We start from the raw sequence: 16,226 nt of genomic DNA, 5'->3' as shown, positions 1-16,226 counted from the left end.
ACATGAACACCAACAACGTAAAAAAATACGCACCTAAAGCCCGTAAAGCCTTTATTGAGGCCATGAGTAAACAGGCTGCGAAATATGGGATTACCAAAAAGAAAATCGAGCCAGCGGAGCAGAAGGGCGACCTGGTTCTGATTGGTGACAGACCGTTTCCGGCGTCGATTATCAAACCTCGTGAACGCTTGGTAAAGCGAATCGAGCAGCAAGGCTTCGACCAGGTAATGGAGCATGTAGCCTATAGCTGGTTCAACCGGCTGTGCGCTATTCGCTACATGGAACGCAAAGGGTTTCTTGACCACGGACGTCGGGTATTGAGCGCGGCTGACGGCAGTGCCGGTGTGTCTCAAATACTGGAAGAGTGTCTTGATGTCGAGTTGCCTGGACTGGACCAGGACAAGGTTAGAGAACTGAAGCTTGATGGCAACAAAGACGAAGAGCTTTACCGTGAGCTGTTACTTGCCCAGTGCCATGCCTTACACCAAGCAATGCCATTCCTATTTGAGGCGGTAGCAGATGAGTCCGAGCTGCTGTTGCCAGAAAACCTGACCAAGACCGACTCTCTGATTCGTGATCTTGTTGCCAGTGTTCCCGATGAAGACTGGGACCATATCGAGATTATTGGCTGGCTTTACCAGTTCTATATTTCCGAGAAGAAAGATCAGGTCATGGGTAAGGTCGTTAAGAGCGAGGATATTCCAGCCGCGACACAGCTTTTCACGCCTAACTGGATCGTTCAGTACCTGGTTCAAAACTCAGTAGGGCGTCAGTGGCTTCAGACGTATCCCGATTCTCCACTCCGGGAGAAAATGCCGTATTACATTGAGCCTGCCGAACAAACACCTGAAGTACAAGCAGAGCTTGCTGCGATAGTTCCAAAAGAGCTCAAGCCGGAAACTCTTTCATGCATCGATCCAGCAGTCGGTAGTGGTCACCTACTAATTGAGGCGTACAAGGTTTTTAAAGCGATTTACGAAGAAAGGGGCTATCGAACTCGCGACATTCCGCAGCTCATTCTCGAAAACAATCTTTTTGGTCTTGATATTGATGACCGTGCCGGACAATTGGCCGGGTTCGCGTTGATGATGCTGGCGAGAGAGGACGATCGACGAATCTTCAGTCGCAATATAAGACTCAATGTTTTGTCATTACAGGAAAGCTCTAATGTAAATCTGCCGTCTCTATGGCGGTCATTGAACTTGACCGGAGAATGGCAGAGTGGCACCTCGCAAGGACTCTTTGAAGAAGAGCAGCAGGATCTGAGTGCCTTTGCAGCGGATAACCGCTACCAGTTGCTTCAGAAAACTTTAGAGCGATTCAAACAGGCCAAGACCTTCGGTTCCTTAATTAGTGTTCCTCATGAGGACTATCAGGGTCTGAAGGAGCTTTTCACTACCCTTTGTGAACTCGAAGGTGCTGGCGATTCGATGCAGAAAGTAGCGGCAACCCAATTGCGTCCCTATGTACATCAGGCCGTGCTTTTAGCGCAGAAATATGATGCGGTCATAGCGAATCCTCCTTACATGGGGCGATCATACTTCAATTCAGAGTTAAAGAAGTACATTGATAATTATTATTCTGAGGTAAAAGAGAATATTTATTCTGTATTCATGGAAAGAGCATTTGGTTTGTTAAGTGATTTTGGTTTGAATGCTCAAATAAACATGCACGCCTGGATGTTTATATCTCGATATGACAAATACAGAGAGAAGTTACTATCGAACTACACGCTTTTAAATATGTTACATCTGGGAGCCAATACATTCCCCGAGATAAATGGTGAGGTTGTTCAAAATACGGCCTTCGTTTACAGCAAAAAGCCTATGGATGGCTTTGTTTCTAACATTTTCAGATTGGTCGATGGTGATGCAAGTTTGAAACAAAAGACTTTCATGAGCAGAGACAATGAATATCGTTACCCATACCGTGGATTTAAAAGAATAGATGGATTCCCGTTTGTTTATTGGGCATATGAATCCGTTTACAGTGCCTTTCAGATCTATCAACCCGCTGGTGAGATTCTTGAAACTAGAGAAGGAATGGCGACTGCGGATAATGAGAGGTTTATTAGGTGCTGGTATGAGGTGGATTCAAGCCGAATATATGACCACAACAAAGGCGATAAAAGCAAATGGTACCCATACAATAAAGGAGGCGGAGAACGTCGTTGGTTTGGGTATTTAGATCTTTTAGTGGATTGGGAAAATGAAGGAGAAGCGGTTAAAAACAATATAGATAAAATCACAGGGAGGATTAGGTCGCACAACTACAACGGTGTGTATGCTCTGAAAGAAGGATTCACTTGGTCTGGTATCTCAAGTGCTGGATTCTGTGTGCGCTATGTTCCAACAGGATACATGTTTGATGCCAAAGGCCCAATGGGGTTTACAGATAATGAAAACCTTTATCAGATAGTTGCTTTCCTTAATTCAAAGGTCACGACATACCTTATGGCCATGCTGGCTCCTACTTTAGATTTTAAACTTGGCCATGTTCTAAAGATACCAGTTAGTAAGGATGTATTAGCCAGTCAGGAATTGTCGAGAAATGCTGAGAGGTGTATTAGCATTGCTCGTGATGACTGGAATTCAGTGGAGACATCAAGAGACTTTTCATATTCGTCAATTTTGTATTCGCGTGGGTCTTTAAAGGAAAAAGTAACTCAATACGAATCATATTATGATCAGCTTAGTGAAGAGCTTCGACTCTTAGAAGAAGAGAATAACAAGTTCATATTAGATGCGTACTCACTATCCGGGTGTATTGACTACAAGGTTGAGAGAAAAGAGGTTTCACTAATCAGAAATCCACATTATATGTATTCTGTGGGTAATGAAGTATCCAGCTATATGACATCAGATGTTATTAGAGATGCTGTTAGCTTCTCAGTTGGCTGTATGCTTGGAAGATTCTCTCTCGATGTTAGGGGCATTGCTTTTGCTGGAGTAGGAAGTAAAGGCATCGAATCTCTCAAACGGAGTGGTTTATATAATACTTTTCCAGTAGACGATGATGGAATCATCCCCTTAACGGACCAAGAATGGTTTCCCGATGATGCAACCAATCGATTCCGTGATTTTGTCAAAGTAGTTTGGGGAGACGAGCACCTTCATGAAAACCTCGAATTTGTAGCAGAGTCTCTCTGCCTGCACGCTATTAAGCCGAAGAAGTCCGAATCGTCAATGGACACGATTCGTCGGTACCTATCTACCCAGTATTATAAAGACCACCTGAAGACCTACAAAAAACGCCCTATCTACTGGCTGTTCAGCTCTGGTAAGCAAAAGGCTTTCGAGTGTCTGGTTTATCTGCACCGGTATAACGAAGGTACGCTGGCGCGTATGCGTACTGAGTACGTCATTCCCCTGACAGCGAAGATGGCGGCCTATGCTCAAAAGCTAGAGAACGATAAAGAAGCCAGTGGCTCGGCAGCCGAAGTGAAGAGGCTTGAAAAAGAAATTGCCCAACTGCACAAGCAGCAGGCTGAGTTGAGCGAGTTCGACGAAAAGTTACGCCACTATGCTGACCAGAGAATAAGCCTGAATCTGGATGATGGCGTAAAGGTCAACTACGGCAAGTTTGGTGATTTGCTGGCAGAAGTGAAAGCCATTACCGGCGAGGCTCCGGAGGCTCTGTCATGAATCTGAACCAACTTCGAGAGGGCCTTGAGCAGGCCTTCTACAAGGAAAATCATCGTCTGGTGTTCTGGTATGATCCGGAGCAATCATTTGTGGATGAGCTACCGTCCCTGTCTCTTGTGGACGTGCAGATCCTCAACATGGCCAATGAATCAGCATTGGGTACCAAGCTCAAATTGGAGCTGGAAGACAAGGCCGGTAAGTACCTCCTGTACTTCCCATTTGCGGAGCCAGACGTAGAAAAAGACTGGTTGCTCGACATCAAGTTGTACTCCAGATGCTTCTACGCCGACCGATTCTCAATCATCTTCAACGAGCTTGGGTTGCACCAGCAAAGCTTGAGAGAGCACCTGGCCAAGCGAGACAAATTCCTTGCCAGCAAGGCAAGACTGACGGCACTGCAACGCTATGTTCAACCTGACTTTGATGAGTCTGATCTGGACATGGCCATGATCGCTTCAGTGGTTAAAGCGGAAAGCTGTGATCTCCCTCATGTGATCCTGGCGCTGGCAGAAGAGACGGTAGCGGATGACCTTGGCCTGGAGGCTAATCCAGCTTCACTGAATGAACTTGAAAAGTACGACTTAATCCCGGCATTGGTAGCTGCGCTTCAGTCCGAAATTGGCTACCCGGCTGCGGTCGAGGAGTTGAAGGGAGAAGCCCCGTTCAACCTGGGGCATTTCTTTATCCGACTGCTGGTTACCGGCTTCTGCGAGAGTGTCGGTGATGTTCCCGGCTGGGCTCAAGAATTGGTAATGTCTTCGGCCAGCTCCCGTGCGACGGCCAGAGCACTACTTTCACGCTGGCGAGACAGCTCACGGTATTACAAGGCATTCGATGCCGTGTCCGGATGGGTGGCGATCGCGCTGCGCATCAAAGACAAGATGGGTATATTCGATACCGAACAACTCAGCGATGTGGTCACCTTTGAGGCCGTGGAGCAGAAGATTATTGTCGATCTGGCCGTGGCCATTCCTCATGCTCCCAAGGGGGAGTTGGAGCGTTTCCGCGCGATGATCGCGTCGCGCCTGGACGGCTACTGGGCTTCCAAGCATAAAGACGACACGACGCGCCGGAAGTACCGCACCGTTTATACCGCATTGCAGGCTGCTATCGACCTCTTCAGCTTGCGTATTCAGCATAATAGCGGATTCCACTTTGAGTCGAGTGAGGCTCTATACAAGGCCTATGAGCGAGATCTGTACCGCTTCGATATGGCCTACCGTCATTACTGTGAAGCGTCCCAGCGTGCGCATGTTGAGATCCTGAAGAAGCTCGATGACGAAGTGGAGAATTGTTATGCCTACTGGTACATCGACAACCTGGCGAAGAACTGGGGTGACCGCGTTGAGGCGGAGCAACGTCTCTCTCAGTGGCGCTTCCCTGGAATACCTAATCAGCAGGATTTCTTTCAGGGCCTTGTAAAACCGCTGTTTTCCAAGGCTACCAAGCGCCGAGTAGTGGTCATTATCAGTGATGCCTTCCGCTATGAGGCAGCAGTTGAGCTTCGCGATCGGATCAACGACAAGCGCTACTCTGAAGCTACTCTGTCTTCCCAACTTGGCGTCGTCCCAAGTTATACGACATTGGGGATGGCGTCCCTCTTACCTCATAAAACGCTGGAGTACCGTGAAACAGCGTCAGATGACGTGTTTGTGGATGGACAATCCAGTAAGGGCACAGCGGCAAGAACCAAGATACTCGCAGCGCATGGCGGTCTGGCCGTCACAGCGGAAACCGTCAAGGCCTGGTCGCGTGATGAAGGGCGGGAAGCCCTCAAAGATCAAGAGCTGGTCTATGTCTACCACAATGTGGTGGATGCCCGAGGCGACAGCTCATCGACGGAATCAGAGACCTTCATGGCCGTTGAACACGCCATCGAGGAGTTAACTGAGTTGAGTCGCAAGATCCTGATGCACTTCAACACATCGACGGTGCTCATCACGGCAGATCACGGGTTCTTATTCCAGCAAAGTAAGCTTGAGGCTGCCGATCGCTCCTCTCTGGCTGAAAAGCCAACCAATGCCCTGAAGAACAAGAAGCGCTATGTGGTGGGCTTTGGTCTGCCAGACACCAAAGAAGCCTGGAAGGGTTCTACCAAGTCAACAGCCGGAACAGCGTCAGATACGGATTTCTGGGTACCGAAAGGGGCCAACCGTTTTCATTTCGTGGGCGGTTCACGTTTTGTCCACGGTGGGGTTATGCCGCAAGAGATTGTCGTGCCGGTGTTGACCGTCAAACAGCTTCGTGGCGAAAAGGCTGAGAAGCGTACCAAGCGAAAAGTAGGCGTTATTTCTACCAAGTCCACCCTGAAAATGGTGAACAACATCCAGAAGTTCGACCTGATGCAGACCGAAGTGGTCAGCGATTTGGTTACGCCGGTCACGGTGTCAGTGGCCATCTACGACGGTGATAGCAAGATCTCCAGTGAAGAGACGGTGACCTTTGACTGCGCAACCGATTCGGTCGCGGAGCGGGTCAAGCAAGTGCGACTCTCACTGTCTGGGACGGACTTCGATCGGAAGAAGGATTACTTCCTGGTGCTCAAGGATAAGGATCTGAATACCGAGATGGAACGCTACAAGGTCACCATCGACCTGGCGTTTACCGATGACTTCTTTTAACCACGAATTGACGATAGAGCGTGCCGAGTATGGAATCCGCTAACGATAAAGAATTAGATCAACTGCTGAATGAGCACTTTGCGGGTCGTGTGGTTCGCAAGGATCTCACCAAGCTCATTAAGGAAGGGGCGAATGTCCCTGTCTATGTGCTCGAATACCTGCTTGGCATGTACTGCGCGTCAGATGATCCAGACATCATCGAGCAAGGGCTGAACAACGTCAAAACCGTGTTGGCTGAGAATTACGTTCGTCCTGATGAGGCCGAAAAGGTTAAGTCTCTGGTCAAAGAGCGCGGCACCTTTAAAGTCATCGACCGGGTAACCGTGAAACTGAATGAGCGCAAGGATAAGTATGAGGCCTCTTTCAGCAATCTGGGTATTAAGGACGCTGAAATTTCGTCTGGGATCGTCAAAGAGTACGAGAAGCTGCTGGTGGGTGGTATCTGGGTCATTGCCACTTTGAGTTATTACCACGAGGAAGGGCAGACCGGTTCGCCTTTTGGAGTAACACTGCTCAAGCCAATCCAGATGCCGAACATGAATATGGACGAGCTCTTCCAGGGGAGAGCTGCTTTGACAACGGACCAGTGGCGCGAGTGTTTGATACGGTCAGTTGGTATGGAGCCAGCGGCGTTAGGTGTCGATGTGCAATGGCACATTCTGGCCCGGATGATTCCATTCGTTGAGAACAACTACAACGTCTGTGAGTTGGGTCCACGCGGGACAGGTAAAAGCCATATTTACAAGGAATGCTCCCCTAACAGCATTTTGGTGTCTGGCGGCCAAACGACCGTGGCCAACCTGTTTTACAACATGAGTTCACGCCGAATTGGTCTGGTCGGGCTTTGGGACTTGGTTGCCTTCGATGAGGTGGCCGGGATCTCCTTCAAGGACAAAGATGGTGTCCAGATCATGAAGGACTATATGGCCTCTGGTTCCTTTGCCCGAGGCCGTGAACAGATGGAAGCTTCCGCCTCTATGGTGTTTGTGGGCAACATCAACCAGAGTGTTGAGTCCTTAGTGAAAACAAGTCATCTGCTGGCACCATTTCCGGATGCCATGATCGACTCCGCTTTCTTTGACCGTTTCCATGCCTACATCCCAGGCTGGGAAATCCCCAAAATGCGCCCAGAATTTTTCACCAACCGTTACGGATTGATTGTTGACTACCTGGCAGAGTTCTATCGGGAGATGCGCAAACGCAGCTTCGCAGATGCTATCGAGAAATACTTCAAGCTGGGGAACAACCTGAACCAGCGTGATGTGATCGCGGTACGCAAGACAGTTTCTGGTCTACTGAAATTGCTATTCCCGCATGGACAGTTCGAGAAAGAGGATGTTCGCCAGTGCCTGGAATATGCCCTTCAGGTTCGACGTCGGGTGAAGGAACAACTCAAAAAGATTGGTGGTATGGAGTTCTACGATGTCCACTTCAGTTACATCGACAATGACTCGCTGGAAGAGCATTTCGTATCAGTCAAAGAGCAGGGTGGCGGTGGCCTGATCCCAGAAGGCCCTGGTAAGCCTGGATTCCTTCACACCATTGGTCTCAGCAACAAAGGGATGCCTGGCTTATACCGGCTGGAACTTCAGGTTACCAAGGGCTCCGGCAAGTTGGCCACATCCGGGCTATGGAACTCCAGTGCAGCTAAAGAGCAGGTGAAGATTGCCTTTGATTACTTCAAGGCGAACGCTTCTAGGATCAGCGGCGGGAGTAAAGTGGGTGAACATGACTTCCATTTGCACGCAGTCGAGCTTCAGAACACGGGGCCATTCAGCCACTTGGCCCTCTCCAGTCTTGTTGCATTTGCGTCAGGCCTCCTTGGTAAGCCTCTTCAGAACCAGATGGTGGTGCTGGGGGATATGAGTCTCGGCGGTTCCGTTACACCGGTAGAAAGCCTCGCTGAGTGCCTCCAAGTCGCTTTTGATGCAGGGGCCAAGAAAGTGGCCTTGCCAATGAGCAGTGCAGCAGACATCCCAACAATTCCGGCTGAACTGTTTACCAAGTTCCAGACAAGCTTTTACGCCGATCCGGTTGATGCGGTGTTTAAGGCGCTTGGGGTGGATTAATGAAAAGCATCGAAATGAAATCAGGGTTAGAAGGACGTTCATGAAACAGGTTGAAATCGAAAATCAATTACGAGAAGTTGTCAGCAGGCTGATAACCGAGATTGATCTGGCAACGAAGCAAGGAAGGCTTGATGTTAACCTGATTTCTGAAGATGCCTGGATACCTATCCTGAAGGAGGTATACCAGTGCCCGAATCTTGTGAATCTGAATAGAAAACACAAGAACTTTCCCGGCATTGATTTAGGAGATGAGCAGGACCGGGTTGCCTTCCAAGTAACCTCGTCCACAGACATTGAGAAGGTCAAATCGACCTTGGAGCAGTTTAAGAAACGCAATTACAAGAATGCCTTTGACGAGCTCTATATATTCACGCTGCGTTCTAAGCAGAAAAGCTACTCTCAGGATGCGATTGATAACGTCATTGGTGATGAAATACGCTTTGATGCAAAGGAGCACATCATTGATCCTGGCGATATTTTGGCTCAAATAACCGGGTTACGATTGCCAGCACAAGAGAGAATGTTGCAGGAGTTTCGCACGATACTAGGAGATGTAGAAGCATCGGTCAAAGAGTTAAACGCGCCCGAGAATGCTCCGTATATCTTAGTTTCAAATCTCATTGAGGTTACACCTCCAAAGGAATTGTATGTAGCCGAATTGTGCATCGACGAAGAAAGCACAATTGCAGCGGCCAAGCGCGATTTAAACTACAACGGGAGACGCCCTAACAAGCATCTATTGGTGAGACTGGCTTTACAGCTCGCTGGGTTAGATTGTCATGGCTGGGCGATATTTGAGAATCGCATTTTCACGTTCTATGACATGGAGCGTGAGTCGGCTTTCAGATCCATAGTAGACGTCGGAAGCATCGAAGAGCTCACGACGGAAGATATTTCACAACATGAACTCGTTGAATATCAGAATCTATTCAAGTATCTGATGAAGGATACACTCCGGGATCAGCTTCATGCGTTCAATGTAAATTGGAGTAAGCAACAAAATCAATTTTACTTTTTGCCTGATGAAAAAGACTCTGATCAGAGAAGGGAAGAATGGGTTGGTAAAAAGCTCTCACGAAGAAGAGTTTTTGAAAAGAAGTACCAGACGAAAGACCCAACAAAAGTAGCCTTCTTCAAGCACTTGGCATTTGACATCTCATTCATTGATGTTGACTCACAGTGGTATGCCACTGTTACCCCTAGCTGGTACTACACATGGAATCTGTATAAGCGCAATCGATTCCATGATGATCTTCTCTCAAAGCAGAAGCGTCTTGAGCATAACAATTCCGTTAGAGATCAAGTTAGATTCATCGGGTATTTCCTTGCTAATAGCCGTAATGATAACGATTTGATCTCATTTGGCGAATTGGTCGAATTCCAATGTTTGTCCAACATATCCCTCGAAGAAAACGACGAGCTGGAAGAAGTGTTGGAAGAGGAGGAAGCCAATGCAAATTAAGATTCTTGAGGAGCCGAAGCTGGAGTTTGCCAATGGAACACACATCTGTCCAAAAGCAGGCATTGAAACCCTTGGCGTATATGACAAAAACGATGAATTCCGGCAAAGCGAGTTGAGACTGGGAATCGTTGGACGCGGGGAAGGTGTAGATCTGTTAGATCTCTGGATAGCAAAATGCCAAGAAGGAATAGAGGGGAAGGAGTCAAAATATTCCAATCTGTTCAGAGGGTTTGGGGGATTCACACAGCATCACGGTTTCTATGCAAAATTTCTGTATGGACCGACTCTAACCAGAACAATCCAGAAGTCAGAGCTAAACAAAACGCTGAAAATTCAATCCAGGGAAGAGCGAGTCAAGGTATGTGTTGATCTTTACTTCGATCAAATCCGGTTTCTTGCCGAGCATCGGCCTGTGGATGTCATTATTTGCGTTATCCCAAATGATATGTTCGATGCGCTGACCAAGGAGAAGGGAAAGGATGAAGATCCAGAAAACTATGATGGCGACTCGAACGATGACAAATCCAAGAACTCATTAGAGCATAACTTCCGCCGACTACTGAAAGCGAAGACTATGCATTTGGGTAAGCCGCTACAGCTTGTTTTAGAGAAGTCATTGTCCATTGATACCGGTAATAAGGGACAACAGGATGATGCGACGAGAGCGTGGAATTTTTGTACAGCCCTTTACTACAAGGGGAACAAAACAATTCCGTGGCGATTGGTGGAGGAAACACATAAGCCTAAGACTTGCTATGTCGGAATTGGATTTTATAAAAGTCGTGACAATGAGACCGTATCAACCAGTTTGGCGCAGGTCTTTGATGAGTTTGGACATGGCGTAATTCTCAGGGGAGCTCCTGTTCAGTTAGATAAAAGAGACCGCCGACCGTACATGAACGAGGAGCAAGCGTTCGAGTTGTTAATGAACGCTTTAAATGAGTATGACCACGCTTTGATGCAAATGCCTGCACGGATTGTCATTCACAAGTCCAGCAAATTCCGGGAAGAAGAGATACGGGGTTTTACCAGGGCAATAGAAAGCAAGGGTATACGAATGAAAGACTTCGTAACCATTATGGAGTCCAAAGTCCGTCTCTACAGCTACGAACAGTATCCCCCTGTGAGGGGAACATTGCTATCACTATCGGAAAGCAAGGCCATTCTCTATACAAAAGGTGCGGTCAATTTTTACAAGACCTATCCGGGGATGTATGTTCCGTCTCCACTGGAAATCAGAGCTTTTGAACACGACTCTTCGTTGGAAGATTTATGTGAAGAAGTACTCGGGCTGACCAAGATGAACTGGAACAACACGCAATTTGACGGACGGTATCCGATCACACTGGAATGCTCGCGGAAAGTTGGTGAAATCATGAAGTATGTTGAGGCTAACGAGAAGCCGCAAGTCAGTTATAGCTTCTACATGTGAGGGAGTCCCATGCCAATTTATGAATTGAGCGATACTGGTATTAAACGCCTACAGAAAACAACCTTTGCTGACCGGGGTATCCGTGAGCGGCAGGATATTCAGCGACTGTTGAGAGACCAGATCGAGATCATTTCCGACCAGACAATGGTGATTGCGGAAGAGTTCGGCGATTGGGACGTAAGCCGGAGGCGGATTGATCTGCTTTGCATCGACAAAGAAGCCAATCTGGTTGTTATTGAGCTGAAGCGCACTGAAGACGGTGGGCATATGGAGCTCCAGGCTATTCGCTATAGTGCGATGATCTCAACTATGACCTTTGACCAGGTTGTTGAGGCCCACAAGTCCTTCCTGACCAGTATCGGATCGGAAGAAGATGCTCAGCAAAGAATCCTTGAGTTCCTCGACTGGGAAGAGCCAGATGAGGATTCTTTTGCACAGGATGTCCGGATTGTTCTGGCATCAGCCGAGTTTTCTAAAGAGCTTACCAGTGCGGTGCTATGGCTTAACGACAAGGGAATTGATATTCGTTGCGTCAAGATGGAGCCCTTCTACGACGGGCAACGAATCTTGTTGGACATTCAGCAGGTTATCCCTTTACCTGAGACCGAACAATTTCAGGTCCAGGTGAGACAGAAGAAGCAGAAAGAGCAGCAGTCCAGAACGTCATCTCGCGATTTCTCAAAATTCACTCTCTCGATTGGAGGGCGTGACCACCACGGTCTGAATAAGCGTAATCTTATGTACCAACTGGTTAGTGAAGTCATCCAAGGTGGAGCCAAGCCAGAAGAGGTCGCGGATATTGTTAGCTGGCGAAAAGGGAATCTCTTCGTTTGCTTTGATGGCTCACTCGATGAAGAGCAATTCGCAGAACAGTTAATGACGCTCGATACAGGGGGAAAGCTACCGAAGACCAAGCGTTATTTCTGCAAGCAGGAGGAACTATTTCACATTGACGGTAAGACCTATGCCATGACCAATCAGTGGGGGGTAAGAACGCTGGAGGCGGTGGATCTGCTTAGTGCAAAGTACCCTGAAAAGAACATCAGTATCGAGCGGGAGTAAGAGCGAATGTATATCCAACACGGAACGTTAATGTATTCTCCATCCGATCTAACCCTCTTCATGGAGAGTCCATTTGCTTCATGGATGGAGCATTTAGCCATTGTTGCTCCCGATCAAATTCCAGAGCGAGATCCAGGCGATGGCATGATGGCCATGCTTCAGGAGAAAGGCGGTGAGCATGAAAAAGCGGTTTTAGAGGCGTTCATTGCTCAAGGACTTAATGTCGCAGACATCAGTTCTTCGCCTGATAAGGAAACCGCGACGGTTACTGCGATGGAGTCTGGCGCAGAGGTCATATTTCAAGCTTGCCTGAGTCGAGGAGCATTCAAAGGCTTCGCTGATTTTCTGGTTAAAGTTCCAGGGGAAAGCCGTCTTGGCGAATACCACTATGAGGTTTGGGATACCAAGTTATCGAAAACTCTCAAACCCTACTTCACGGTCCAGCTTTGCTGCTACGAAGACCTACTGGAAGGTATCCAGGGCAGACGCTCTCAAGACTTTGTGGTTGTACTCGGTGATGGACAACGGGAACGTCTGCGTACAGACGACTATTTCTATTATTACCAGTCCATCCGAGACGCTTTTCTAAAGGCACATAATAATTTTGAAGTTTCCCAACGTCCTGATCCTGCTGATTCTAAATCCTGGGGCAATTGGGAGACTTATGCCAAACAACTACTGAAGGAAGCGGATCATCCATCGCAGGTTGCAACGATAACGCGCTCTCAGATCAAAAAGCTCAGTGCAGTCGGTATCAAGACAATGGCAGAGCTCGCCAATACAGAATTAGAGCGTGTACCAGGTATCAGCGTGGCCGTATTTCAAAAGCTGAAAGCCCAGGCAAAGATTCAGAAGGCCAGCGAAGGACGGGAAACCCCGTTGTTTGAAGTGCTGGTACCTGAGCAAGGGAAGAAGCAGGGGTTCTCGCTTTTGCCACCTCATTCGGATCTTGATGTTTTTTTTGACATCGAGGGTTTCCCATTAGTCGATGGTGGACTGGAGTATCTTTGGGGTAACACTTATTTTGATGAATCCGGTGAGCGGCAATTCAAAGACTTCTGGGCGCACACGCCAGAAGAGGAGAGGCGATCTTTTAAGGAATTCATAGAGTGGGTGTACGCACGGTGGCAGGCAGACCCTCAAATGCACATCTACCACTATGCGAACTATGAGATCGCTGCGTGCCGCAAGCTTATGAGCCGATATGGCATTTGTGAATACGAAGTCGATCAGCTTTTGCGTAATGAGGTATTCGTTGACCTTTATAAAATCGTTAAAAGCGGCCTATTGATCGGAGAGCCGAAATACTCCATCAAGAACGTCGAGCACTTGTATAGAGGGAAGCGCCAGACCGAAGTGGGTTCCGGAGGTGACTCCGTTGTTGTTTACGAAAACTGGCGGCAAAACCCTGATGGTCTCACCTGGCAGACATCGAAGATCCTCAACGACATCCGAGACTACAACATTGACGACTGCAATAGCACTCAGGAGCTGGTGGCATGGCTTCGAGAACGGCAGGCAGAGCATGGTATTGCTTACCTTGGTAGAACGGAGGTTGTCGAACCGGATGTGCCAGAGGAAATCACTGAGCGAGCCAAGCTACGGGATAGTCTGTTAGAGAAAGCGGAGTCCACCAAGGACAGTGATTCCATCACTTCCTCAGTGACAGAGAATCTAGCCTGGTCATTGGAATTTCATCGGCGGGAATCTAAGCCGGTTTTTTGGAGGCTATTTGATCGCCTTGGCCTCACTGAAATTGACCTGATTGATGACCTGGATTGTCTGGCAGCATGTGAAAGGTCAGAAGCGGAGCCATTTAAGCCTTCATCGAGAGCTCGAAACTTGGCTTACGAGTACCAGTTCAATCCGAATCAGGAATTTAAACTGGCCAATACAACCTCTTTCTATGTCCTCGGAGAGGAGAATGACAAGGGAGAGCGCTTGAAGGTGACACTCTTACCTGAATTTACCAATCTTGGGGAAGGTATTATCACCGTTCAGGCCAAGGCTGAGCCACCATCCATTATTACCCTGGTTCCTGATGAATATGTAAGACCTGATCCAATCCCGCAGTCCATAGAGGCTGTAGTCAAAGAGTATGAGGCAGGCTCGCTGAGCCAGTGTGCGATCGTGGATTTCCTGAAGCGCGATTTTCCACGAATCAAAGGCCTTCAACCTGGTCAGCCGATCGCGTCGAGCCATAACCCGAAAGAGCGGTTGACCCAAATCGTTCAGGCCATTGCCAGCCTTGATAACTCCTATCTGCCAATACAAGGTCCACCAGGTGCCGGTAAGACCTACACAGGCAAGCATGTTATTGCCGAGCTTCTACGGCAAGGCAAAAGGGTGGGTATCAGCTCAAACTCCCACAAGGCAATCAACAATTTATTGGTGGGAACCGCCAGATACTGCATGGACCAGGGAATTGAGGCGTTCTTCGGTTGCACGAAAGATACTGACGATGAAATTCAGGCGTTAGGGATTTCGGTACTTCAGAACAAGGACATTGCAAGCTATACCAGACAGGCCTGCGTCATTGGCACCACGGCCTGGGGTTTCTCCAGGGATGATCTACAGGGACAGTTCGATTACCTGTTCGTTGATGAAGCTGGACAAGTCTCAGTGGCCAACCTGATTGCTATGAGTCGTGCAACCAGCAACATTATCCTTATGGGTGATCAGATGCAGCTAGGGCAACCGGCGCAAGGAACTCATCCGGGGGAAAGCGGCCTGTCCACGTTGGACTATCTGCTTCACCACACCCCAACAATCTCGGAAGACAGAGGCGTGTTCCTGGAAACAACCTATCGGATGCACTCAGCGGTTAACCGATTTATTAGTGAGGCCATCTACGAAGGGAAGCTGCATTCGCACCCAGACAATGACAAGCAGATAATCACCGTACCTATCGGATATACGGGGGCGATAAATAAGGAAGCCGGTGTTATTTTTATTCCGGTCGAACACGAAGGAAATACGCAAGCCAGCGATGAGGAAGTAGAGGCCATTCAGCACGCAGTTCAGGATATATTGGGCCGGGAGTTTTGCGACAAGGGCGGTAAAAAGCGTCCGATCGGCTGGGATGACATGCTATTCGTAGCGCCCTACAACTTTCAGGTTAATAAAATCCGAGAAGCATTAGGGCCAAATGCCAAAGTTGGCAGCGTTGATAAGTTTCAGGGGCAAGAAGCGCCGGTGGTATTTTTCAGTATGTGTGCCAGCGATGCCAATGATTCCCCACGCGGCATGGATTTTCTCTTTGATAAGAATCGGATCAACGTTGCCATCTCCAGGGCTCAGACTTTGGCTGTCATTGTTGGCAATCCGTCACTGGCCAATAGTACGGCGAACAGTGTGAGCCAGCAGGCCAAGGTCAATATCTTCTGCCAGCTCCTACATTTATCTCAGATGGTGGAAAGCAATGCCTGACTTAAATAGTCTCAAGCTGAAATCCCAGTCTCCAAAGAAAGTTAATTCGGCTGTCAGACGTTTGCTTTCTGAATTGCAATTGCCCGAGAAAAATATTGAGTTCCTGAAGTATAAAAAGCCAGATCACTTCAGGCCTGAGTCAGATAATTGCCATTTTAATGTTTGGGTTATGTGCAATTATCATGGGGGCGGGGCTACTCATGGATGGATTATAAGCCAGGACACGAAGAATGACTTCATAGAAGCTCAGTTCCATACTGTTTGGCGTCATCCAGATGGGAGGCTGGTTGATATAACTCCTCGTAAGGATGGCGAAAAGCGATTGATGTTTGTTCTTGATGAACTACGGCAAATAGAACTGAGTGATCATGAAGGCACCCCTGCTATTATTAGTTATGACAACTTTAGAATACTTCGCGGGACTACAATTTCAGGTCTCCAGAGGATAAAGATTGTACCCCAATCAAGTTTTATCTACGATCACGGCCTAGCCATAGTTAAGTAGAC

8 protein-coding genes are annotated in these 16,226 nt (G+C 48.1%); all 8 read left to right on the top strand.

Annotated elements, in window-relative coordinates; all coding sequences use genetic code 11:
* Window positions 1–2: 2 nt before the first annotated feature.
* From pglX to ACF8D4_RS00155, 8 genes are read left to right on the top strand one after another with little or no spacing between them, the layout of a single operon-like run.
* On the top strand, window positions 3–3,644 hold the full coding sequence (gene pglX, locus ACF8D4_RS00190; protein WP_392468015.1) for a BREX-1 system adenine-specific DNA-methyltransferase PglX: 3,642 nt from the start codon (window positions 3–5) through the stop codon (window positions 3,642–3,644).
* Window positions 3,641–6,265 (top strand): BREX-1 system phosphatase PglZ type A, encoded by a 2,625-nt coding sequence (gene pglZ, locus ACF8D4_RS00185; protein WP_392468013.1) that lies wholly within the window; start codon window positions 3,641–3,643, stop codon window positions 6,263–6,265. The genes pglX and pglZ overlap by 4 nt, the downstream gene beginning before the upstream one ends.
* A gap of 29 nt (window positions 6,266–6,294) precedes the next feature.
* On the top strand, window positions 6,295–8,334 hold the full coding sequence (gene brxL / locus ACF8D4_RS00180; RefSeq protein ID WP_268905140.1) for a protease Lon-related BREX system protein BrxL: 2,040 nt from the start codon (window positions 6,295–6,297) through the stop codon (window positions 8,332–8,334).
* Window positions 8,335–8,374: 40 nt separating this feature from the next.
* The gene (locus tag ACF8D4_RS00175; RefSeq protein WP_392468009.1) at window positions 8,375–9,796 is read left to right on the top strand and encodes an SMEK domain-containing protein; all 1,422 of its coding nucleotides are present in this window, start codon (window positions 8,375–8,377) and stop codon (window positions 9,794–9,796) included.
* Complete coding sequence (locus ACF8D4_RS00170) at window positions 9,786–11,228, top strand: hypothetical protein (RefSeq protein ID WP_392468006.1); 1,443 nt, start codon at window positions 9,786–9,788, stop codon at window positions 11,226–11,228. The genes ACF8D4_RS00175 and ACF8D4_RS00170 overlap by 11 nt, the downstream gene beginning before the upstream one ends.
* Window positions 11,229–11,237: 9 nt before the next feature.
* Complete coding sequence (locus tag ACF8D4_RS00165) at window positions 11,238–12,290, top strand: hypothetical protein (protein WP_004748892.1); 1,053 nt, start codon at window positions 11,238–11,240, stop codon at window positions 12,288–12,290.
* 6 nt (window positions 12,291–12,296) lie between these two features.
* The gene (locus ACF8D4_RS00160; RefSeq protein WP_392468003.1) at window positions 12,297–15,719 is read left to right on the top strand and encodes a TM0106 family RecB-like putative nuclease; all 3,423 of its coding nucleotides are present in this window, start codon (window positions 12,297–12,299) and stop codon (window positions 15,717–15,719) included.
* Entirely contained in the window at window positions 15,712–16,224 is a 513-nt protein-coding gene (locus tag ACF8D4_RS00155) for a hypothetical protein (protein WP_392468000.1), read from the top strand. The genes ACF8D4_RS00160 and ACF8D4_RS00155 overlap by 8 nt, the downstream gene beginning before the upstream one ends.
* The last annotated feature ends 2 nt before the right edge of the window (window positions 16,225–16,226 follow it).

It is taken from the genome of Shewanella sp. YQ_9 (assembly GCF_043103185.1).
In the GTDB taxonomy this organism is placed as follows: Bacteria; Pseudomonadota; Gammaproteobacteria; order Enterobacterales; family Shewanellaceae; genus Shewanella; species Shewanella algae.
Note: the sequence above shows the minus strand (reverse complement) of the source record. Positions and strands in the feature narration are given on the sequence as shown.

Excerpts from the sequence above, each read along its gene's own strand:
- ACF8D4_RS00160 (WP_392468003.1), top strand. The coding sequence starts at position 12,297 with ATGTATATCCAACACGGAACGTTAATGTATTCTCCATCCGATCTAACC.
- pglX (WP_392468015.1), top strand. The coding sequence starts at position 3 with ATGAACACCAACAACGTAAAAAAATACGCACCTAAAGCCCGTAAAGCC.
- ACF8D4_RS00170 (WP_392468006.1), top strand. The coding sequence starts at position 9,786 with ATGCAAATTAAGATTCTTGAGGAGCCGAAGCTGGAGTTTGCCAATGGA.
- pglZ (WP_392468013.1), top strand. The coding sequence starts at position 3,641 with ATGAATCTGAACCAACTTCGAGAGGGCCTTGAGCAGGCCTTCTACAAG.
- ACF8D4_RS00155 (WP_392468000.1), top strand. The coding sequence starts at position 15,712 with ATGCCTGACTTAAATAGTCTCAAGCTGAAATCCCAGTCTCCAAAGAAA.
- ACF8D4_RS00175 (WP_392468009.1), top strand. The coding sequence starts at position 8,375 with ATGAAACAGGTTGAAATCGAAAATCAATTACGAGAAGTTGTCAGCAGG.
- ACF8D4_RS00165 (WP_004748892.1), top strand. The coding sequence starts at position 11,238 with ATGCCAATTTATGAATTGAGCGATACTGGTATTAAACGCCTACAGAAA.
- brxL (WP_268905140.1), top strand. The coding sequence starts at position 6,295 with ATGGAATCCGCTAACGATAAAGAATTAGATCAACTGCTGAATGAGCAC.